The organism is Adlercreutzia sp. DFI.6.23 (assembly GCF_024462535.1).
In the GTDB taxonomy this organism is placed as follows: Bacteria; Actinomycetota; Coriobacteriia; order Coriobacteriales; family Eggerthellaceae; genus Adlercreutzia; species Adlercreutzia rubneri.
Window position 1 is genome coordinate 25,810 of the sequence record NZ_JANGBP010000011.1, and the last position, 21,725, is coordinate 47,534.

The following is a 21,725-nucleotide window of genomic DNA, read 5'->3' on the forward strand; positions in this document are numbered from 1 at the left end:
GTAGGCCCACCATGAGCTTCCGTGATAACCTTCAACATCTTCGCGCTACCCATGCGATGACCCAGGAACAGCTGGCCCTCATGCTTGGCGTCAGCCGTCAGTCCGTCACGAAGTGGGAGGCCGAGAAGTCCTATCCCGAAATGGACAAGCTGCTGAAGCTGTGCCAGATCTTCGACGTGACGTTGGACGACCTTGTGCAGGGCGATCTGACGACCAGCGCGCCCACCCCCGCTGTGCAAGCGCGTGCCGCCATCTTGCGCGAGGCCGCCGGTGGGCCGCCTCAAGATGTGTGCGGCTACGACGAGCACATGCGCACCTTTGCGTGGAAGATCGCCTGGGGCGTGTTCGCCATTCTCGCTGGAGTGGCGCTGCTCATGGCCTGGGGCGGCTGGGCCGAGGCCTCGGCGCCTTCCCTGGAGGCCGTTGGGCTCATACCGCTGTTCGCCGGCATCGCCATCGGCCTTGCCTTCATTCTCACCGGCGCCTTCCAGCACACGGAGTTCCAGCGCAGCCATCCCTTCATCCAGGACTTCTACACGGTGGAGGACCGTCAGCGCGCCCAGCGACTCTTCGCGTGGCTGCTTGTTGCGGGCATCGTGCTCATCTTCACGGGCATTGTGGCTCTTGCTCTGACCGAGGGGGCCAGCGAGTTCGTTCAGGAAGAAATGGCTGCCCTTATGATGGGGCTCGTTGCAGCGGGCGTGTGGTGCATCGTCTACGGTTCTATGATGCTGGGTCGGTTGAACATCGCCAACTACAATGACGCGCGCGAGCAGACCATCGCCGAGAGCGACGAGGGGAAGCTCATCGTGAACTCCGACGCCGCGGCGCTGCGCGCGATGTACACCGACGAGCAAATCTGCTCGCTGCTCGGCGTGCCCGAGGCGACCGATGACGAGATCGATCGCGCTCGGGCCCGTATCGAGCGCAAGCGCCGCAAGGATCAGCTGGCGAGCGGCTTGTGCGCCATCATCATGATCATCGCCACTATTGCCGGTTTGGTCATGCTGTTTGTGCCCGAGTATCGGACGCCGTATTTCTGGCTCGCGTGGGCCATTGGCGGCCTGCTGTGCGCCGTGGCCGCCATCGCGGTCGGCTCCTTCGTGAAGGACCAGCCGAGCCAGTAGCCTTACAGCGCCTCAGCGATGGCCTCGGCGAGGCGGCGGATGCCGTCGCGGATGGTCTCCTCATCGGCGTTAGTGAAGTTCAAGCGCATAGTGGAGCGAGCACCCGGCTCAGCATAGAAGGGCTCGCCAGGCACGAAGGCGACGTTGCGCTCGAGGGCCTTCGGGAACAAGTCCATGGTGTTGATGCCCTCGGGCAGCGTTGCCCACAAAAACATGCCGCCCTCCGGCTTGGTGAAGGACACCTCGGCCGGGAAGCACTCGGCCATGGCGTCGGTCATGGCGCGGGCCTGGTCGCGGTACAAATTGCGGATCTTCACCAGGTGCTCGTCCAGGTCGTTGTGCTCCAGGTAATCCAAGATGACGTACTGGGCGAACACGTTGGTGTGCAGGTCAGCCGCCTCCTTGGCCGTGTTGATGGCCTTCAGCAGCGCGTGGTCCTTGGTGAGGATGTAGCCCATGCGGAAGCCGGGCGTGACCGTCTTCGAGAACGACCCCATGATGACGCCGTGGGGCAGCGCCGTGCCGCCGATGTAGGGTAGCGACTCGCCTTCGAAACGCAGCTCGCCGTAGGGATCGTCTTCCACGACCACGATGTTACGGCCGGTCAGCGCCTCGCGCACCTGGCGGCGCCCCTCGGCGGAGTAGGTGAGCCCCGTGGGATTCTGGAAGTTCGGAATGAGGTAGATCATTTTCGCGCCGGCGTCGAGTGCCGCGTTCAGCTCGTCGATGTTCAGGCCGTCCTCGGTCAGTTCCACCTCGTGGAAGGTCGGCTGGTTCAGCGCGAAGGCCTGAATGGCGGCCAGATAGGTCGGCTTCTCCACGATGACGCCGTCGCCCTTGTCCAGCAGCACCTTCCCCAGAAGGTCGAGGATCTGCTGGGAACCGGTGGTGATGAGCACGTCGTCGGCGGTGTAATCGGTGCCGAAGCGCTTGTTGTAGCGGCGGGCGATCCAATCGCGCAGCCCCTCGATGCCGGCGGTGGCGGAGTACTGAAAGGCGTCAGCGCCGCGCTCGGCCACCACACGCTGCATCGATTCCAGCAGCGCCTCCTGCGGGAATGAGATGGGGTTGGGCAGGCCGCCAGCGAAGGAGGTCACCGCGGGGTCGGAGGCGGCGGCCAAGATGGCGCGCACGAACGACGGCGGCGTGTTGGTGATGCCGTCGGACAGAAGCTCGTCGATGGGGAGTTCCCCGACGGCCTCGGTGGTCTCGGTCGCGATGGTCTCGTTGCTCATGGTGTTGCCTCCGCTCGGTTGAAAGCGCTTCGTCGATGGCGTTGCGTTCGTTGACTGACTTGCGTACCTTTCCATTTTTCCACGAACCGGCCCGTGTGCAACCATTATTTCGGCTTACGTGTAGAAGTGCTCCGCTTAGGGCGCAAAGTTCGGCGGCGAGTTGGGATAGCGGTATGGTTGGGATGATGTTGTGGTTAGGGTGTCGCTGAGGCCGGGGCGCGGCATGGGGGGCGCCGGCGAGGGAAGATGCCAAACCGCTTCATATTGCCGGCGCCAGGCGCGACGAGGGATACCGAACTGACGATCTTGCCCGGGCACATGCAATGCTGGGACATGGAAGGGCGGCCGAAGCCGCCCTGTGGGAATCACGCGTTACAGCCGCGCTTTGAAGTCCTCGAACTTTTGGTGGATGGCGGCGCGCTTTTCGGCTCGCTCCTTCTCGCGATCGGCCTTCTTCTGGGCGCGCAGCTTTTCGCGGGCTTCCTTGGCCAGCTGCTTCTGCTGCTCTTCGGCTTGCTCCACCTCGTCGGCGATCTCGCCGGCGTCCCAGCGGGTGATGGTGCACCGGTAGTCGGCCAGGCGCAGATCGAAGGCCTTCTCGTCGCTCTCCTGCACCAGTGCCACAATGGCCGTCTTGCCCTCGCCGAGCGCCTGGCTGCCGTACAGGATGAGCGAGCTGTTGTCGTCGGCGTCATTGGCGTCCATGATGCTGCCCGTGAGCAGCCCGATGCTGGCGCCGAGCAGCACGCCGAGCGGGCCACCGAGGATGCCCACGACGCTGCCGATAAGGCCGCCGGTCCAGGTGTCGTCGGTAGAGTCGATGCCGGAATCGAAGCCGTCGACGGGGACGATCTTGCCGTCCCCGTTCTTAATCACGGCCATCTGCAAGATGGTGTAGGCGGAGTTCACTGAATCGTTCTTCAGCTGGGAGAAGGCCTGGTAGGCCTGGGCTTCCACGTCGAAGGTGATCATAACCACGTTTTCCATGATGTTCCTCTCGTTTACGGGTCAAGGGGCGCGCTGCCGTCCCGCTTTCAGGCAGCAGCAGCTGCGTCGCATCATAGCCGCCAAAGAGAAGGGAACCGCCTGGGGCGCCCCGCCGTTACCGAACAGAGACGCCCTTGATGATTAGAAGCGCTCTTCGTGCACCTTCCCCAGCAGTGCTTCATCGAAGGGGCGCCGCGGGGCTTCGGCTTCGGGCATGCCGAGAGAGAGGATGGCCTCCAGCTGGTAGGGGGCTGGCACCTTCAGGAGGTTCGCAACGAACTCGTGGGTCGAGCGTCCATCGGCCGCCTGGCGAAGGCGTCCCTGAATCCAGCAGCTGCCCACGCCCGAGGCTGCCGCCTCCAGCTGCATGTTCGCCATGACGATGGAGCAGTCCTCCACCCAGGTGTCGGCCAGAGTCGGGTCGGCCACGACGACGATGGCGGCGTCGGCTCCGGCGAGCATGGCCGCGCCCTGTTCGCGGCATTCGGCCAGGTCGTCCAGCATGGCTCGGTCGTGCACGACGATGAGTTCCCACGGCCGCCGCGAGCGTCCCGACGCCGAGCGCAGTCCCGCCTCCAGAATGCGGTCGAGCAGCGCTTGCGGAACCGACTCGCCGGAATAGCGGCGCAAGCTGCGGCGACGCGCCATGGCGTCCAGCACATCCACGCCGCCCTGAGGCGTGAACTCGGCCTTGTTCGGCAGAATCTCCAGCCAGCAGCCGTCGGGGTCTTCAATGAAGTACAGCCCCATGGCCTCGTTCACGTGGCAAATGCAGCCCATCTCCTCATGCAATGCGCGGGCGGCCTCGTAGTCGTCCACGGTGAAGGCCAGATGCGAGTCGCGGCCGCCGTTATCGTAGGGCTCGGTGCGCCCGCGGTTCCAGGTGAGTTCCAATTGGAAGCCCGAGGCGTCGCTGCCCATGAACACGTTGGTCCACGAGCCGTCCTCGGGCCCCATGCGGCGAATCTCGGTCATGCCGAGCGCCTTCCCGTAAAACGCGATCGATTTCTCCAAATCCAACACGTGCAGGCACCGGTGAATAGCTTTTCCGTCCATGAGATTCCTTTCTCAAGCGTTCGCGAAGATGTGAGTCCGCTGGCATTTTAGCCGAGGACTGGCTCTCTACGACTTCGTCGTGAACTGGTTGCGGCACTTCGGGCACGTGATCTTCAGCGTTCCCTTGCCCTTGGGCACCGAAAGCGACTGGCCACACTGCGGGCACTTCAGGAACTTGGTCGTCTTGCGCTGATCCCACCGCGTATTGAAACGGGCCCAGGCAGCGCGCGGTTTGGCCGTCAAGGCGATGTAGCGGGCGTTTTCCCGAGCGCGGGCGGCAATATTGCGCGAGAAGCAGCGGAACATGAAGTACAGCAGGAACACCATGCCGATAAGCGAGCAGATGCCCAGGCCGGTAATGATTTCCAGGAATGTGAACAGTACGCCCATCCACAGCGCCGCGCGCGCCAGCGCATCCGGCCCGTTGCGCCCGACCATAAAGTTCGCCAGTTTGTAGGGCAGATTTTGGAAGAAGTTGCTCATAGGTGCCTCCTTGGCTGTTCGACAGGCACCTTAGCATGGGCACAAATGGTTGCATGAAACAATTATTAAACTGGCATAACTGCAACATCTCTTGATATCGTGCTGCTGAGAAGGCTTTATTGCTGGGCCGTCGAAACCCCGTAGGGGCGGACTTTAGTCCGCCCTCGTGTTCCGATAGTGGCTACGCCTGGGGTTGGGGGGGGGGGTGACTAAAGTCGCCCTCTGCGTCCTCTGCGGGAAGGCCGATCAACCATGTCGAAATATGTGTTTCTTCTCGAACGGGGAAAGGTGCGCTATAATTCCCTTCACGCATGCGGGCGTCGCCAAGTGGTAAGGCCCAAGCTTCCCAAGCTTGTATTCGCGGGTTCGAGTCCCGTCGCCCGCTCCATGAACTTCCCGACCCTGCCTTCCGGCGGGGTCGTTCTTTTTTGGGCGGGGATAGGGTTAAGTTTCAAAAAGTGTGTCCGATCGGATTATTCAACGTCGGTAATTCGTGGGCATGTGGAATTCGGATATTCGGGACGAGGGCAATCGCTACTCGGGCGCATCTTGCTTGTGCTATGCTGAACGCGGCAACCTCGCTGAAAGGACTTCCATGGCCGCTCCGCAATCCGACCCCCTCGCGCTCCTTCGCTTTTCCGCCGGACAGCTCACGCCGATGCAGGCGATTGAGGCGCGCCATGCCGTGCGCAGCTACACCGACGAGCCTCTCGCGCCCGAGGCGGTGGAGGTGCTGCGGGAGGCCATCGTCCGGGTGAACGAGGAAGCGAACCTGAACATTCAGCTTGTGCTTGATGAGCCGCGGGCTTTTACCGGCTTTAAGGCGCGGCTTGTGAACTTCACAAATGTGCGCAACTACCTGGCGCTCGTGGGGCCTGAGTGCAAGGAGCTCGACGGCATTCTGGGTTACTACGGCGAGCAGCTGGTGCTGCTGGCCCAGTCGCTCGGGCTGAACAGCTGTTGGGTCGGCGGCACCTACAAGGTGGTGAACCGCGCCTACAATGTGGATCTGGGCCAGAAGCTGGCCGCGGTAGTGGCCCTCGGCTGCGGAACCACGCGGGGGGTGCCGCACCGGTCGAAGGCGCCTCAGGAGGTGGCGCCGGGCTACGCCGACGCTCCGGAGTGGTTCCAGCGCGGAGTGGATGCGGCCCTGCTCGCGCCCACGGCCCTGAACCAGCAGAAGTTCTCCTTTGCGCTGGGCGTCGAAGAGGACGGCGCGCCGGTGGTGCGGGCGACCACCAAGCGCGGAGCTTTCACCCAGATGGATCTCGGCATCGCCCAATGCCACTTCGAGATCGGTGCCGGCCCAGCCCTCTACCGCTGGGCGGAATAACCGACTTGAAGAGCCAAGAGAACCGCTCTCTTGGCTCCCGCTCAGATCCCCGTAGGGGGCGACCTTGGTCGCCCCTGTTTTGTCGTGAGCGGTTGTCCCGCTCGCGAGGGCTGACCAAGGTCAGCCCCTACGGGGAGGCGTTCGGAAAAGGGAGCGGCGCCCGCTATTTCCCGGGCATGACCAGCTTCAGCAGGCGCAGCTTCTGCTCGTTGAAGGGCGGGTTGCGGATGCCGGTCTCGATGAGGGTCGATTTCTTCATGGTTGACTTGTAGTGGGTGAACGCGTCAAAGCCCACCTTGCCGTGGTAGGCGCCGATGCCGGAGTTCTGCACGCCGCCGAAGTCCATCCGATTGCTGCTTGCGTGAATGACCACGTCGTTGATGGCGGCCCCGCCGCAGCGCACGGCATCCAGGATGTGCCGCTGGAATGTGCGGCTCTCCGAGAAGATGTAGCAGGCCAGTGGATGCTTGATCGACCGCACAATGTCCAGCGCCTCGTCCACATCGCGCCAGGTGATGACGGGCAGCGCCGGGCCGAAGATCTCCTGGCTCATGAGCGGGTCGTCGATGCGCACGCCCGTCACTACGGTTGGTTCAATCTGCAGTGTCGTGGGGTTGCGCCGGCCGCCGAAGGCGATACGGGTGCCTTGGGGGCGATCGTCGATGAGCTGGCACACCATGTCGAAGTGCTTCTGGTTGATCATGTGCGGGTAGTCGGGGCTGGCCAGCACGTCCTCGCCGTAGTACTCGTGAATCCACCGCTGCAATTCTTCCACGAACTCGTCGGCCACGTCCTCGTGCACAAGCGCGTAGTCGGGCCCCACGCAGGTCTGGCCCGAGTTCAGGCACTTGCCCCAGGCGATGCGCTGGGCGGCGCGACGGATGTCGGCATCGGCGGCGATGAACACAGGGCTCTTGCCGCCAAGCTCCAGGGTGACGCTTGTCAGGTTCTGGGCCGCGGCCGTCATGATCTCACGCCCCACACGCGGGCTGCCGGTGAACATGATCTTGTCGAATTCCACCTGCAACAGCCAGTCGTTCATGTCGTTTGATCCGTGCCAGCAGTACACGTAGCGCGGGTCGAACAGCTCGCGGCACATATCGCGCAGAAACTGCGACGTGTGCGGCGAGGTCTTCGACGGCTTCAGGGCCACGCAGTTGCCCGCGCCGATGGCGTCCACTAGCGGAATGAGCGTCAGCTGCAGCGGGTAGTTCCACGGCGAGAGCACGGCGGCCACGCCGAAGGGGTAGGGGTACACCGTGGACGAGGAGGGGAAATGCGCAAGTGGCGTAGGCACGCGCCGCGGGCGCGCCCATTGGCGCAGCTTTCTCAGGTAAAGGCGAATCTCGTCGTAAACGAGCCCCAGCTCAGTGGCGTACGACTCGAAGGCGGATTTTCCCAGGTCGGCATGGAGGGCATCCAAGGCCTCCTGCTCGTGGGCAAGCAAGTAGGCTTGCAGCCGGCGCAGCTGGCGCAGGCGGAAATCCACGGGTAAGGTGGCGCCGGTTTCGAAGAAGGCCTCCATCTCGTTGATCTGGTTCTGCACGTCAGCCATGGAGGTGGCAACGCCGTAGTTGTTGGGGATGGGGGTCGCGGAAGGCGTGGAAGAGGTATCGTTCATGAGGGGGTTCCTTTCGAGGGAAAGTTACAACCGACGCAGCACGTTCCAGCCGGCCATGGTGATGCAGGAGGGAACGACCTTGCCGATGAGGCGCAGCGCCGCCGACTGAGGGCTCGCGCAGGCCACGGCGAAATGGGCCTTGTTCGCGCAAAGCGCTCGGCGCACCACGTCCTGCGGCGTCTGCTCGCCGAGGAGGTGCCCCACGTCGTGGCCGCCGCCGGAGGTGCGTGCCACCTTCTCGAAGCCGGTCTTCACCCAGGTGGGGCACAGCGCCGTGGCGGTGATACCCGTGCCGTGCAGCTCCCAGCGAAGGGCGCGCGTGTAATGCAGCACGAATGACTTAGTGGCGGCGTACACATTCATATGGGGCAAGGGCGTGAAAGCAGCGGCGGAGGCCACCTGGATGATGCGGCTGCCCCGTTCCATATAGGGCAGCGTCGCACGAGTCATATCCACCAGCCCGCGGCAGTTCAGGTCGATCATGGAATCCACCGCGGCATCGGAGATGGTCTGCCAATCGCCGAACTTGCCGAAGCCGGCCGCGTTCACCAAGAACGTGACGCGGGGGTCTTCCGCGGAAAGCGTTGCGCGAATGTTCGCGATGTCGGCCTCGCTGGTGAGGTCGGCGGCTACCGCGCGGGAGGGCGTGTCCAGCTCGCCGGCCACGTCTGTCAGGGCCTTCTCGTTGCGCGCGACCAGCCACAGCTCGTCGGCCACCTGCCGCGCATCTAGCTGCCGCGCGAACTCGCGCCCCAGCCCGGAGGACGCGCCCGTGATGATGGCTACTCGTTTCGAAGGATTCATGGAAAGCCTCTTTTCTGAACAACCGTGGGTTTAACCTAACAGTCAGAAGGCTGTTTCCGCATTGGAAGCGGGCAACCGTTACAATGATGTGGCTCTATAAAAGCTCGAAAGGACCAAAGCCTCATGGCTGCTGAAAAACCAACGCCGCCCTTCGACACGTTCGTGTTCGACGTGGACGGCACGCTGCTCGATACGCTTGACGACCTCGTCGTGCTCACTAACGACGCGCTTGCCGAATTCAACCTGCCTCCGCGCACCCGCGAGGAGATCAACTCCTATGTGGGCAACGGCGTGAAGGCGCTCATGTACCAGGCGGTTCCTGAAGGGACGCCCCAGGACGTGGCCGACGCCTGCCTCGCCCGCTGGAAGGAGAACTACGGCACCTATCCCAACGACCTGACGAAGCCCTACCCGGGCATCCCCGCCCTGCTAGCCGAGCTGCGTCGGCGCGGCTGCAAGCTGGGCGTGCTGTCGAACAAGTTCGATGGAGGCGTGCAGTTCATCATGAACAAGTGTCTCCCCGACGCTGTGGATGTGCAGCATGGGGAAGGCGGCCCGCAGAACTTCCCACGCAAGCCCGACCCCACAGGGCTGCTCACCACCATTGAAGAGCTGGGAAGCGCGCCGGCGCGCACGGTGTACATCGGCGACTCCCCGGGCGACATCCACGTGGCCCGCAATGCCGGCTGCTATGCGGTCGGTGTGGACTGGGGCTACCATGACCCGGCCGATTTCGCCGCCGAAGGCTGGGAACCCGACCTGCTCGTGAGCGATCCGAAGCAGATTCTCGTTCTTGCTCCGGAAGTCTAGCGCCTGTGTCGCAGCGAGCCCACCTCATACTCTCCTGGGTTATCGTCGCCCTGTGGACGGGCGTGATCTTCTTCATGTCCGCCCACACCGGCAGCGATTTCGACGGCACCGGCCCGCTGGCCGCGATCAAGCGTTGGCTCGTGGGCCTTGCTGCCCCCGTTTTCGGCCCCGATACCGACATCGTGAATGTGGCAGCTCATTTTACCGAGTACCTGATATTCGGTGTGCTGCTCGTTGTGGCCGCGCGGCGCACCTGGCCCGCGCTGGGATGGGGAAAGCTCGCGCTCGTCGCCGTCGCCCTCGCCAGTCTTTACGCCGTGACCGATGAGTTCCACCAGTCCTTCGTCCCCGGCCGCATGTGCGACCCCGCCGACTGGCTCACCGATACGCTGGGGGCTGCATTAGGAGCTGGCACTGCTGTTCTTGCGCTTGAAAAGATGTTGGCAAAGAGGCAAATGGGTTGATCGGGCGAGGCAAGCGGCGGGATCAGAGAGCGAAAGTCTCCGGCAGATCTGGAGGGCGATTTCGGGCGGAAATTTCGACTTGTTAGGCATGTGCATAGGTTCAAGTACGCACCGAATTGCTATGTATAATGTAATTCATGTATTAATATGCGAATCGAATACGATCATCTAATTCGCACTATTATTGAGCGCCTGGCAAACTCTAACAAGTCGAAATTATTGTCCTCGCAAAGCGCCAGTTCTGCGAGAAATGGGCACGAGAAGCTCCTGCGCCTATTCCGCGTCCCCGTAGCCGTCGGGGTTCTGGGACTGCCAGCGCCAGCCGTCTTCGCACATGCGGGCCATGTCGTATTCGGCCGTCCAGCCCAGCTCGTCGCGGGCCTTCGTGGCGTCGGCGTAGCACTCCGCGATGTCGCCGGGGCGCCGGGCCATGATGCGGTAGGGAATCTCGTGACCGCACGCAGCCTCGAAGGCGTGAATCACGTCGAGTACCGACGAGCCCTTCCCCGTGCCCAGGTTGAAGATGCCCACGCCACGGCGCGTTCCGTCTTCCGCCGGCTCGCCGGCCACCGAGCCCACGCCGATCGGCGCGCCGGTACCCACGCGCCCGGCCATCCAATCGAGCGCCGCCACATGGCCGCGGGCCAAGTCCACCACGTGAATGTAGTCGCGCACGCCGGTGCCGTCAGGGGTGGGGTAGTCGTCGCCGAACACACCGACCTGCTCCAGCTTGCCTACGGCCACCTGAGCCACATAGGGCAGCAGGTTGTTCGGAATGCCCTTGGGATCCTCGCCGATGCGACCGGATTCGTGGGCGCCGATGGGATTGAAATAGCGCAGCAGCACGACGTTCCACTCGTTATCGCCCGTGTACAGGTCGGAAAGGATCTGCTCGAGCATCGATTTGGTCCAGCCATAGGGGTTGGTGGCGTCGTGCTTCGGGCAACTCTCAGTGATGGGCACGAACTCCGGCTCGCCGTACACGGTGGCGCTCGACGAGAACACGATGTTCTTGCAGCCGTGCTCGCGAGCAACTTCGCACAGAACCAGGGTGCCGGCGATGTTGTTCCAGTAGTACTCAAGCGGCTTGGCCACCGACTCGCCTACGGCTTTGAAGCCGGCGAAGTGGATAATGACGTCCACGGCGTGCATGGTGAAAATGGTCTCCAGGGCCGCGCGGTCCAGAATGTTCGCCTCGTAGAAGGTGAGAGAGGGCCCCGGCGCAACCTTGCGTACCGCAGCGCCGGCCACAGCCGCGACGGCCTCGGCCTCTTCCTCGTTGGGCAGATCGGCAAACACGGGCGCCACGCCGGTGATTTCGCCCACGCGCCGCACGGCCTCGCGACTGGAATTGCTCAGGTCGTCCACGATGACGACCTGGTAGTTACGCTCGAGCAGTTCCACCACGGTGTGGCTACCGATGAACCCGGCACCCCCCGTCACCAGTACGCAGGTTTCGGCGGGATCTTTCGCAAGCAGGGCGTTCGCCATGGGAGCCTTCTTTCTTGGAAACGACGACGCAGGTTTTGCGCTCTTGAATCGCATGACGCTATGGTATCAGGTTGGGATGGCTTGCCGCTATATTTGATGGAAAGCGCATGGTCAGGGCGGCCAGCGAGTTAGGGGGTTCTCCTGACTCGCTTAGGGCAAGTCAGGAGTCGAGAGAACCGTCCTCCGACTCGCGCCCCCGCCTCACCCGCGCCCAAAGAAAGCCGCCTTCAACGAAAAGGCGACTTCTATGGCTCGCATCCTCTATAATCGTTCTCGCAACAAAACTCGCAGAAAAGGCCCAGGAGGCATTGCTCATGGCTGACATTCATTTTGGAACCGACGGCTGGCGCGCCATCATCGGCGAAGATTTCACGCCCGACAATCTGAACCGCGTCGTCGCGGCGGCGGCCCGCATCTTCAAGGAGGAGGCCGTGGCCGCTGGCCGCGATCCGCAAGCCCCGGGTACGCTCATCGTCGGCCATGATTGCCGCCAGGACGCCCACGCCTATGCCGAGCTGGCCGCGCAGGTGGCCGCAGGCGAGGGCTTCAACGTGCTGCTCACCGAGGACTATTGCCCCACGCCCACGCTGTGCTGGTCGGTGGCCCATAACGACGACGCGGTGGGCGGCATCATGCTCACGAGCTCCCATAACCCCGCCGAGTATCTGGGCGTGAAGCTGCGCATGGCCGACGGCGGCGCGAGCCCCGCCGAGTTCACCGACCGCGTCGAAGCCGTGCTGCCGCCCGAGCCGACGGACATTCTCGGCCCCTTCCAAACGGCCGACCTCATGACCGACTACCTGGCCGCCCTGCGCGAGCTGGTCGACGTCGAGGCCATCCGCGGCGCCAACCTGCGCGTGGTGTGCGATCCGCTTTACGGCGCCGGCCGCCACTATCTGGCTGGCCTTCTGCGCGACATGGGCGTGGAGGTCGTGGAAATCCACAACACGGAGGACCCCACCTTTGCCGGGCTGCATCCCGAGCCCATTCAGCCTTGGGTCGATGAAGGCCTCGCGAAAGTGGGCGAGCTGGGCTACGATGCCCTGTTCATCAACGATGGCGACGCCGACCGCATTGCCGCTGGCGACTCGCGCGGCAACTACGTGAACGCTCACCGCATCATCACGCTGCTCACGAAGCACATGGTCGACCGCGGCGAGACGGGCCGCGTGGTGTCCACGGTGACGGCGTCGGCCATGCTCGACCGCATGTGCCGCAAGCTGGGGCTGGAGCTCGTCAGTACGCCCGTCGGCTTCAAGTGGATCTACGGCGAGATGGAAAAGGGCGGCGTCATGATCGGCGGCGAGGAGTCCGGCGGCATCGGGCTTCCCGATCACGTGAAGGAACGCGACGGCCTGCTCATGGCGCTTTTGCTCACGGAATGCATGGCCCAGTCGGGGAAGGACTTGGGCACGATCATCGACGAGATGCTCGCCGATATCGGCCGCTTGGAGTTCGCTCGCCGCGGCCTTTCTGTCACCGACGATCAGATGGCCCGCTTCCGCGCCGAAACCGTGCCCACGTACACGGCCGACGAGATTGCCGGCAAGCGCGTGCTGGACGTGGATCGTCGCGATGGCGTGAAGCTGCTTTTGGAAGGCGACGCCTGGGTGATGATGCGCCCCTCCGGCACCGAGCCGCTCGTGCGGATCTACGCCGAGGCGGCCACCACCGACGAGGTAAACGAGCTTCTGGACGCTGCCGAAACGGTGGTCACGAGCCTGTAGGCCGTCTCGGCACAACGCGCCCGAAAGGCCGCCAGAGCCACTGTGCCCTGGCGGCCGCCCGACTTTTGAAGCACTGTTTGTAAAACAACCAAAATAGCGAAAAAATAGTGAAATTGGAAGTTGCGTATTGGTGGGGCCGGCGGGAATTTCCTTGGCGGCCGCATATTTGGATAGAGCTGACGCCCTAAAAAGCCAAGAAGCTTTTGAGGGGGCCAGAGAAAATGCGATTCTAGGTCGCGATTGTTTCTGGCGCGCAATGAGTGGTCGCTCCTTTAACCCCTATTCTTCCAACCTATTTCATAGGATGAAGGCTCTCTGCGATGAATTAGGCATAGAAATAAGCAAGAAGGCAGAGAATAGATGGAACGATCAGTCTTTTAGCGAATAAGGTAGAATAGTCAAAACCCCTTGTCAGCGTGAGGAGAACGCGGTGGGACAGTTTCGGTACGGAGTGGTTAAGATCAATGAAGGATTCTTCGAAGACGTCGTTGTTGAGCATTTGGTAGAGGAGCTCGGGTATGAGCATCTTTACGGCCCCGATGTTGAGCGCACCGATGACCGCTATAGAGACGTTTTTCTGCCAAGGGTTTTGCCCGATGCATTGCGGCGCATCAATCCGGCCCTTCCGAGAGTTGCCGTCGAGGAAGCCGTTAGGAAGCTGAACGACATCGATGCTGGTTCGCTTGAACAACGCAACGAAATCTTCAATGGCTATTTGCAAAATGGTGTGGAAGTGCATTTTTTCGACGGCAAGGAAGATCGCGACGACATAGTTTACCTGATCGACTACTCTAATCCCGACAACAACGACTTCCATGTTGTTAACCAATGGACTTTTGTGGAGCACTCCGAGAAGCGTCCCGATGTGATTGTTTTCGTGAACGGTATGCCGCTTGTACTGTTCGAGCTGAAGAGCCCTTCACGAGAGGAAACAGATGCGTCCGAGGCGTACCTTCAATTGCGAAATTACATGAAGCACGTCCCTTCGTTGTTTGTCCCCAATGTTTTCTGCGTCATGAGCGACATGAGCGAGACCCGGGTTGGAACGATTACCGCTGACGAGGACCGCTATGTGGCATGGAAGTCCGTGGATGGCGATTACTCCCAAACTCGCGCTGCGGGCTGGAGCACCATGCTTGATGGGATGCTACGCAAAGATCGGCTTCTCGACTTAGTTAAGAACTTCGTTTGCTTTAACAACAATGCAGGCGGTTCGGTCAAAATTCTCGCCGCCTATCATCAATACTTCGCCGTGAAGAAGGCGGTCATCCGTGCTAGAGAAGCAATCGAAGGCGACGGCAAGATCGGCGTTTTCTGGCATACCCAAGGATCGGGAAAATCCCTCTCAATGGTATTCTTTGCCCATTTGTTGCAAGACGCTCTTGATAGTCCCACCATTGTTGTGATTACTGATCGGAATGATTTAGACGATCAGCTCTTCGGCCAATTCTCGCGTTGCGCGCCATTCCTTCGCCAAACTGCCGTGCAGGCAGAAAGCCGTAAACATCTCAAAGAGCTGCTGGTCGGGCGAGAAGCGAATGGCATTATCTTCACCACCATGCAAAAGTTCATGGACGGAGATGAGCCCCTGTGTGACCGAAGCAACGTCGTCGTGATGGTGGACGAGGCTCATCGTGGGCAGTATGGACTGACTGAAAGAATAGATGCCGAGGGCAACATATCCATCGGGGCCGCGCGCATTGTCCGAAAGGCGCTTCCGAACGCATCCTATATTGGCTTTACGGGTACGCCCATTTCTACGCAAGATAGAAGTACGCGGGAGATTTTCGGTGACTATATCGATGTATACGACATGACGCAGGCGGTTGAAGATAACGCGACGCGTCCCGTGTACTACGAGAGTCGCGTTGTGGCCCTCAAGCTCGATCCCGAAACGCTCGGTACCTTGGATGCCGTTTACAGCGAATTCGCCGATGAGGCCGATGAGGCGACGCTCGTGAAAAGCAAGCGTGACTTGGGTGGCATGGACGCCATCTTTGGCGCTCCGGAGACCATTGATGCTCTTTGTAAAGACATCATTGACCACTATGAAAACAATCGCGCTGATGTTCTTGCTGGAAAAGCATTAGTGGTCGCTTATAGCAGGGCGATTGCCATGAAGATCTACGAGCGCATGATGGAATTGCGCCCCAATTGGACGGACAAGCTTGGTGTAGTCATGACCATGGGGAACCAAGACCCCGAAGAGTGGTTCAGCGTATGCGGAGGAGCCACGCATAAAAAAGAGATGGAGCGTAAGTTCAAGGACGAAAACGACCCGTTAAAGATCGCCATTGTTGTTGATATGTGGCTCACTGGCTTCGATGTGCCCAGTCTCGCCACGATGTATGTTTTCAAGCCGATGAAGGGCCACAATCTCATGCAGGCCATCGCGCGTGTGAATCGTGTTTGCCGGGGCAAAGAGGGCGGTCTGGTCGTTGATTATATCGGCATCGCCCGTGCGCTCAAGCAAGCCATGAGGGATTACACCAATCGAGACCAGCGCAACTATGGCGACATGGATGTGTCGGTCACAGCTTATCCCCGCTTTTTGGAAAAGCTCGACGTGTGCCGTGATTTGCTCTACGGGTTTAATTACGAGGAGATGGTTTTCTCCGGTAGCAAGGCGCAGCTGGCTGAAGCAATTTCCGAAGGGACCGACTGGCTGCTTGAGCCTGATCGACATGAGGATAGGGAAGAATTCTTAAAGCAGTGTCAGCTCATGAATCAAGCGCTCTCGCTTTGCAAAAGTCTTGTAAGCGAAAAGGATCAGCATGAAGCAGCGTACATGAGCGTGCTCCGCGTGCAAGTGCTAAGGCTAACGGGGCGCAAGTCATCAAGTGGCAGAGGGATGACCTATAAAGAGTTCAACCAAAAAGCTAGTGCCATTCTTGAGCAAACGGTGCATGCTGAAGGGGTCATTGACCTTTTCGAAGAGGACAGCGTTGAGATCTCGCTTTTTGATGAGGCCTTTCTGGAAGAGCTCTCCCGCATGAAGCAAAGAAACATCGCTGTGGAGAGCTTGAAGCGGCTTATCAAAGAGCAGGTGAAGGCCTACCAAAAAACCAGCGTGGTAAAGGCGGCAAAATTCAGTGAGATGCTGCAAGGCACCCTAAACGCTTACCTGAACGGGATGCTCACCAATGCCCAGGTCATCGAAGAGCTTGTGAAGATGGCCAAAGAAATGATGCGGGATCGCTCGGAGGCTGAGGCGTTGGGGCTGACCGACGAAGAGATGGCTTTCTACGATGCCATCACCAAGCCGCAAGCGGTAAAGGACTTCTACGACAATGACCAGCTCGTGGCCATTACGCGGGAGCTTACTGAGGCCATGCGGCGCAGCGCCACTATCGATTGGCAGCGCAAAGAGAATGCTCGCGCGGGAATGCGCCGAGCCATTAAGCGGTTGCTCCGAAAATACAAGTATCCTCCTGAGGGAGTGGACGACGCCATGGAGACGGTTATGGCACAATGTGAGTTGTGGGCCGATACGAAGATCTACGAATAGGAATGCGAATGGCTAAGAAAGAGAACACGCAGGAAATCGGTTTCGAGCAACAGATTTGGAAAGCTGCCGACAAGCTGCGCGGCAATCTAGACGCGTCGGAATACAAAAGCGTCGTGCTGGGACTCATCTTTCTGAAGTACATCTCTGATAAATTCGAAGAGCGCTATTCGGAGCTGCTCGAAGAAGGTGACGGGTTCGAAGAAGACCGTGACGAGTATACCTATCAAAGCATCTTTTTCGTGCCTCCTCAGGCACGCTGGTCGACGATTGCGGCACAGGCTCATACGCCGGAGATTGGCAAGGTGATCGACGAGGCGATGCGTCAGATCGAATACGAGAACCCGAAATTGAAAGGTGTGTTGCCTAAGAATTTCGCACGACAGGAATTGGACAAGCGACGTTTGGGCGATGTGGTTGATCTATTCACGAATGTGAAAATGGCCGAGAAGGGCGACACCCGAGACATTCTCGGGCGCACCTACGAGTACTGTCTTTCGAAGTTTGCCGAGCAGGAAGGGAAGAACGCCGGAGAGTTCTATACCCCAACCTGTATTGTTCGAACGCTGGTTGAGGTTATCCAGCCCTATCATGGCCGTGTGTACGACCCGTGCTGCGGATCCGGTGGCATGTTCGTGCAGTCGACCGATTTCGTGAAGCACCATGCTGGCAAGATCAACGATCTGTCTATCTATGGCCAGGAGAGCAATCCCACTACCTGGAAGATGGCCACGATGAACCTTGCCATACGAGGTATCGAGGCCGATTTGGGACAGTTCAATGCAGATACATTTTTCAAGGACTGCCACAAGGACAAGCGCTTCGATTTCATTCTGGCAAACCCGCCCTTTAACATGAAGGAGTGGGGCGGAGACCAATTGAAGGATGATCGTCGCTGGAAGTATGGCGTACCGCCTGAGGGTAATGCCAACTTCGCGTGGCTACAGCATATGATTTACCATCTGTACGAAGATCATGGCCGAATAGGCATGGTACTTGCTAATGGCTCTCTTTCCTCTCAGACCAACAACGAAGGAGATATTCGCCGCGCTATAGTCGAAGATGATCTCGTGGAAGGCATCATTGCTATGCCGACGCAGCTGTTTTATCGTACGCAAATTCCGGTATCGCTGTGGATTCTTGACAGACAGAAAAAGCGCCCCAGGAAAACGCTATTTATTGACGCCCGCAACATGGGGACGATGGTAACCAGAAGTCTCCGTGAGTTTACGGCTGACGATATCGCCAAGGTTGCCGATGCATTTAATGCTTTCCGCGATGGCACTTTAGAGAACGAGAAGGGCTTTTGTGCGGCTGTTTCAACTGATGACATTGCCAAGCAAGACTACGTGCTTACACCAGGTCGCTATGTCGGAATTGCCGAAGTTGAAGACGATGGGGAGCCCTTCGAAGAGAAAATGACCCGACTCACCAAGGAGCTCGGTGAAGTGTTCGAAGAGTCCAATCGCTTACAAGAGCAAATTAAAAAGAACCTGGAGGCGATTGGCTTTGGAATGTAAAACGCTGAGTGATATCTGTTTGAGAATCTGTTCGGGCGGAACGCCCAAACGTAGTTGTCGAGAGTATTACGATGGCGGCACTATCCCTTGGCTGAATACCGCTGAGGTAAACTTCAATCGAATTAGATCAACCGCATCCCATATCACAGAGCAAGGGCTAGACAATTCGTCTACGAGATGGGTGCCTAAGGATACTGTCATTGTGGCGATGTATGGCGCAACAGCTGGACGGGTGGCTATTGCGGGAATACCTCTTACCACGAATCAGGCATGTTGCAATCTTGTGATTGACTGCGCGCTTGCGGATCCGAAATATGTGTACTACTGGTTGAAAAATAGGCATTGTGAGATTGCTGGGCTTGCCAACGGTGGCGCCCAGCAGAATTTGAGCGTAAGAGTCCTAAAGGAAGTGGAGATTGTCCTTCCGGCGCTATCTGTGCAGCATGCTGTTGCGGACTACTTAGCAGTGCTAGACGAAAAGATCGAGCTCAACTCTCGGATAAATGACCATTTACTCGAAATGGCACTCTCTGAATACAAGGAGCTGTCACGGCAAAGTAGCAGCAAACGCACATTGCAGGACTGCACTTCTCTGCTGTGTCGCGGGGGTGCGCCCAAGTATTGCGAAAAAGGAAAATTCCACGCACTGAATCAACGTTGTATTCGCAACCATAAGATTGATGATGCGAACGCCAGAAGAATCGAAAATCCTAGATCTAGAGAGAAGCTTTTGCGTTATGGAGACATTCTTATCTGCTCAACAGGCACCGGAACATTAGGGAGGTCAGCGCAGGTATTGTGTCACGATGAGCGGGTGACCGTTGACTCACACGTAACAATAGTGCGGCCTGCGTATGAGGCGCTGGTGGAATACTTAGGCTGCTGGGCGCTATCGTCGGAAGACCAGTTTGAGTCAATGGCCAAGGGAAGTACCGGGCAAACAGAACTGCCACGCACCGAGCTTGCTGAGCTCGAGATCGGCTTCCCTGATGCGGCCTCCTTGAACGACTTCTCTGGAAAAACTAAACCGCTATTCGAGGCCATCCAAAGCAATGTTAGAGAAAACCAGAGCTTGGAGTGCCTTCGCGACGCCCTTCTCCCGAAGCTCATGTCCGGCGAGATTGACGTTTCGCGGATCGGTCTCAGGCAGCTAAATGGTCATTTATCCGAGAGTTGATGGCTAGCTGTTGTTGGAAGGGCCTCAAAATCCGGACAATCGCTTCCTGGAGCTGACGGTTATGTTTTTGGATGGGGTAGTCTAGCAGTGCATTCTTGTCACCGCGAGGCATCTTCGTCCCTTTTGCTGTTGCGGAAGCATAATCGAAAAATTTATCATTGCATAATAGCCAGTATAAATACTCGCTTGAGCAATGTTCGTTTGACGTAAAAACCAAGATGTCGTTCGAGCAACCGCCGTCTCTATCTGCAAGCCAAATCTTTTTAAAATAGGGGCGAATGTTGGAAACAAGGATGTCGTCTTTAAGATAGCGAGTAACTTTGCCATGCGCAGGAGGTATCGAGAAACGAAAGATGCCTTTTTTGTTCGAAGCCATACCATCGGTCGACACATAAGAATTACTTTGTAAGCTCTGAGGGTCTATTTTTTCTTTTCTGTATGAGCATATTGTTTTGAGTGTGGTCATCATAGTGGTGCCTTTCGAGAAAGTTTGTGGCTGGTCGCTTCGGGTGTTAAAGATGGCTCATCCGCCAAGATGCAGTTTGTGTATATCGAAAAAAGAGTCAGCAGGAACTGATCCTCCAAATGAGAGATCTCTTCTCCTGCCCAGCATCCCGGGCATCCGTAAATATCAGTGCTTGATGGAGCCGCGTAGACCACTATGTATTGCGCTTCGACGGATAAAGCCCAGCAGCAAAAAACCTCAGAGCATGTTCTGAGGTTCAGCTCATCTGCCAGCGCATTCAGAACTGGGATGCCTCTTGCAATCTTTGTGTGATTGCTAAGCATGTCCGTAATCCTACTCGTGGTCTCAAAGGAGCTTTCCGGCACCTTCAGTGCCCCATATTGATTTAGAGTACGTTCCATGTACTGGTCAAACATATAAAAAAGGTTAGCGTCAGCAGGAAACCCCACCTTTAATATCTGCCGAAATTTCTCGAGGCAGTTCCGATATAGGTCTTCGTGTTTGACTGGATTGAGTGACCAATCGCTCAAGTCGATGATTGCGCGTTGCATTTCTCGAGAACAACTGCAGAACTCGCGATACATTTCCCGGCGATACGGAAAAGTGCAATCGTGCATGGCCGCGATGGCGCAGAGCGGTATAAGCCCTCGGTCAGCGTAATACCGAGAGATAAAAGCTGCGGCATTGCTCTCGATTTGCTCGCGCTGGCGTTGCGCCTCCCTATCGCGCATTTCTTGATCAAGTGCGTTGATTGCCCTGTCCTGCCTGCATTGGCGCCAGTAGATGAAAGCAGATAGCATCAGGGGCGGGATTGCGCATCCGATAGTCACCCAGTCAGAAATGCTTAGCATGGAAATCCTCGGTTACTAACAGGCTGGCGTCAGGACGTGCGAAGTGTTTTGGTGAAGTTTTATCAATCCAGATACCTTCTGTGCGATGCCTTTACGTTGTTCTGACTCACCATAGCATAGTGCATGGTGGTGTCTATTTTCGCATGACCGAGGAGTTTTTGCACTTGCTCAATGGGCATCCCTTTGCCAATGGCATAAGTGGCCAGGGTGCGCCGGAACTTATGGGGGTGGACGCGATGCATATCGAGGCGCTGTCCAATTTTGCGAAGTCGTAGCTCTATGGCGCCTATAGTTAGACGATCATGAGGCTTTGAGAGCGTCACGAAAAGAGCCGGATTGCAGTCCGTTCGATGATGCAGGTAATCTTCGAGGTGCAATTTTGCCCGCGCGTCAAAGTAGACCATGCGCTGCTTGTTTCCTTTCCCAAGAACAATGCACTCTCTTTCGTTTAGATCAATATCCTCTCGATTGAGCTTAACGAGCTCTCCGACGCGCATTCCCGTTGAGACGAGAAGGTCGACGAGAGCCAGGTCGCGGCGATTAAGGCAACTTTCGCGGATGATTTCGAGATCTTCGTCAGAAAAAGTTTCTTTAATGACTAGGGCCACCTTTACGCGATGAATGCGTCTTACGGGACTTTTGACGATATAGTCCTCCTCTTCAAGCCATGAAAAGAAGCTGGACATGATGCGTCTTATGTTGTCGATAGTAACCTTGCTTGATCCGCGCTCACGCTCGTATTTGGTTAGATAGCTGCGTAGATCTGCTGTCTCTACTTGAGTGAATGACATTTTAAGAGATGCCTGAAGTTTTTCCAGGGTGTTGCGGTAGTAGTCTAGGGTCTTGGGAGAGCATCCCTCAACTTGCTTTGCTTCGATGAAGGCGGCAACGAGGTCTTCATCGCGCTTCGTTTCCATTGGCCTGGATTGAGAGAACGTGCATTTAAGCACTTCGCGCAACTTTTTCATTTGATCGCAATTAAGGAAAGGCTGCATTTGGATAGAGATCGCGTCAATAGTGGTCGCATGCATGGGTTCCTCGTTTCTGTTACGGTTTGCTTCAATGAAT

The 21,725-nt window shown here is 58.4% G+C and carries 18 protein-coding genes, 1 tRNA gene and 1 pseudogene; 9 read left to right on the forward strand and 11 right to left on the reverse strand.

The window, feature by feature from the left end; genetic code table 11:
* The first annotated feature begins 11 nt into the window (after positions 1 to 11).
* The gene (locus NE591_RS10305) at positions 12 to 1,127 is read left to right on the forward strand and encodes a helix-turn-helix transcriptional regulator (protein WP_114540557.1); all 1,116 of its coding nucleotides are present in this window, start codon (positions 12 to 14) and stop codon (positions 1,125 to 1,127) included.
* Positions 1,128 to 1,129: 2 nt separating this feature from the next.
* On the opposite strand, the gene NE591_RS10310 is transcribed toward NE591_RS10305, so the two are convergent.
* From NE591_RS10310 to NE591_RS10325, 5 genes and pseudogenes are all read right to left on the reverse strand, one after another.
* Positions 1,130 to 2,362, reverse strand: a complete 1,233-nt coding sequence (locus NE591_RS10310; protein ID WP_114540558.1) for a PLP-dependent aminotransferase family protein — start codon at positions 2,360 to 2,362, stop codon at positions 1,130 to 1,132.
* Positions 2,363 to 2,734: 372 nt separating this feature from the next.
* Entirely contained in the window at positions 2,735 to 3,349 is a 615-nt protein-coding gene (locus tag NE591_RS10315; RefSeq protein WP_114540559.1) for a DUF1269 domain-containing protein, read from the reverse strand.
* Positions 3,350 to 3,490: 141 nt separating this feature from the next.
* A complete protein-coding gene (locus NE591_RS16290) occupies positions 3,491 to 3,997 on the reverse strand; it encodes a nitroreductase family protein (RefSeq protein WP_371130585.1) in 507 nt (168 codons plus the stop codon).
* Positions 3,998 to 4,039: 42 nt separating this feature from the next.
* A pseudogene (locus NE591_RS16295) lies at positions 4,040 to 4,405 on the reverse strand (VOC family protein); the annotation flags it as partial.
* A gap of 66 nt (positions 4,406 to 4,471) precedes the next feature.
* Positions 4,472 to 4,888 carry a hypothetical protein gene (locus NE591_RS10325; protein ID WP_114540560.1) on the reverse strand — a complete coding sequence of 139 codons (417 nt, stop codon included), beginning with the start codon at positions 4,886 to 4,888 and terminating at the stop codon, positions 4,472 to 4,474.
* 313 nt (positions 4,889 to 5,201) lie between these two features.
* Here NE591_RS10325 and NE591_RS10330 point away from each other — a divergent pair.
* Positions 5,202 to 5,276, forward strand: a tRNA-Gly gene (locus tag NE591_RS10330).
* Between the two features lie 207 nt (positions 5,277 to 5,483).
* Positions 5,484 to 6,221 carry a nitroreductase family protein gene (locus NE591_RS10335; protein ID WP_227069933.1) on the forward strand — a complete coding sequence of 246 codons (738 nt, stop codon included), beginning with the start codon at positions 5,484 to 5,486 and terminating at the stop codon, positions 6,219 to 6,221.
* 163 nt (positions 6,222 to 6,384) lie between these two features.
* Here the strand turns inward: NE591_RS10335 and NE591_RS10340 are convergent, their stop codons facing one another.
* On the reverse strand, positions 6,385 to 7,842 hold the full coding sequence (locus NE591_RS10340) for an aldehyde dehydrogenase family protein (protein WP_114538581.1): 1,458 nt from the start codon (positions 7,840 to 7,842) through the stop codon (positions 6,385 to 6,387).
* Positions 7,843 to 7,866: 24 nt separating this feature from the next.
* Positions 7,867 to 8,646 carry an SDR family oxidoreductase gene (locus tag NE591_RS10345; protein ID WP_114538582.1) on the reverse strand — a complete coding sequence of 260 codons (780 nt, stop codon included), beginning with the start codon at positions 8,644 to 8,646 and terminating at the stop codon, positions 7,867 to 7,869.
* 123 nt (positions 8,647 to 8,769) lie between these two features.
* Here NE591_RS10345 and NE591_RS10350 point away from each other — a divergent pair, with 123 nt between their 5' ends.
* The gene (locus tag NE591_RS10350; protein WP_114538583.1) at positions 8,770 to 9,456 is read left to right on the forward strand and encodes an HAD family hydrolase; all 687 of its coding nucleotides are present in this window, start codon (positions 8,770 to 8,772) and stop codon (positions 9,454 to 9,456) included.
* Between the two features lie 5 nt (positions 9,457 to 9,461).
* Positions 9,462 to 9,920, forward strand: a complete 459-nt coding sequence (locus tag NE591_RS10355) for a VanZ family protein (protein ID WP_227069931.1) — start codon at positions 9,462 to 9,464, stop codon at positions 9,918 to 9,920.
* Between the two features lie 273 nt (positions 9,921 to 10,193).
* On the opposite strand, the gene galE is transcribed toward NE591_RS10355, so the two are convergent.
* Complete coding sequence (gene galE / locus NE591_RS10360) at positions 10,194 to 11,411, reverse strand: UDP-glucose 4-epimerase GalE (protein ID WP_114538584.1); 1,218 nt, start codon at positions 11,409 to 11,411, stop codon at positions 10,194 to 10,196.
* Between the two features lie 314 nt (positions 11,412 to 11,725).
* Between galE and NE591_RS10365 the strand changes: the two genes are divergently transcribed.
* From NE591_RS10365 to NE591_RS10380, 4 genes are all read left to right on the forward strand, one after another.
* Positions 11,726 to 13,138 carry a phosphoglucosamine mutase gene (locus NE591_RS10365; protein WP_157012183.1) on the forward strand — a complete coding sequence of 471 codons (1,413 nt, stop codon included), beginning with the start codon at positions 11,726 to 11,728 and terminating at the stop codon, positions 13,136 to 13,138.
* 430 nt (positions 13,139 to 13,568) lie between these two features.
* Positions 13,569 to 16,646, forward strand: coding sequence for a type I restriction endonuclease subunit R (locus NE591_RS16300; RefSeq protein ID WP_256156664.1), 3,078 nt, complete (start codon positions 13,569 to 13,571; stop codon positions 16,644 to 16,646).
* Between the two features lie 8 nt (positions 16,647 to 16,654).
* Complete coding sequence (locus NE591_RS10375) at positions 16,655 to 18,163, forward strand: class I SAM-dependent DNA methyltransferase (RefSeq protein WP_173114827.1); 1,509 nt, start codon at positions 16,655 to 16,657, stop codon at positions 18,161 to 18,163.
* A complete protein-coding gene (locus NE591_RS10380; protein WP_231699533.1) occupies positions 18,087 to 19,340 on the forward strand; it encodes a restriction endonuclease subunit S in 1,254 nt (417 codons plus the stop codon). Before NE591_RS10375 ends, NE591_RS10380 begins: the two co-directional genes overlap by 77 nt.
* On the opposite strand, the gene NE591_RS10385 is transcribed toward NE591_RS10380, so the two are convergent.
* The 3 genes from NE591_RS10385 to xerA all read right to left on the reverse strand — a co-directional run bounded on the left by NE591_RS10385 (position 19,306) and on the right by xerA (position 21,688).
* A complete protein-coding gene (locus tag NE591_RS10385; protein WP_173114821.1) occupies positions 19,306 to 19,809 on the reverse strand; it encodes a restriction endonuclease subunit S in 504 nt (167 codons plus the stop codon). The two genes, NE591_RS10380 and NE591_RS10385, sit on opposite strands and share 35 nt — an antisense overlap.
* The gene (locus NE591_RS10390) at positions 19,806 to 20,657 is read right to left on the reverse strand and encodes a hypothetical protein (RefSeq protein ID WP_173114818.1); all 852 of its coding nucleotides are present in this window, start codon (positions 20,655 to 20,657) and stop codon (positions 19,806 to 19,808) included. Before NE591_RS10390 ends, NE591_RS10385 begins: the two co-directional genes overlap by 4 nt.
* A gap of 62 nt (positions 20,658 to 20,719) precedes the next feature.
* Entirely contained in the window at positions 20,720 to 21,688 is a 969-nt protein-coding gene (xerA, locus tag NE591_RS10395; protein WP_173114816.1) for a site-specific tyrosine recombinase/integron integrase, read from the reverse strand.
* Positions 21,689 to 21,725 lie beyond the last annotated feature (37 nt).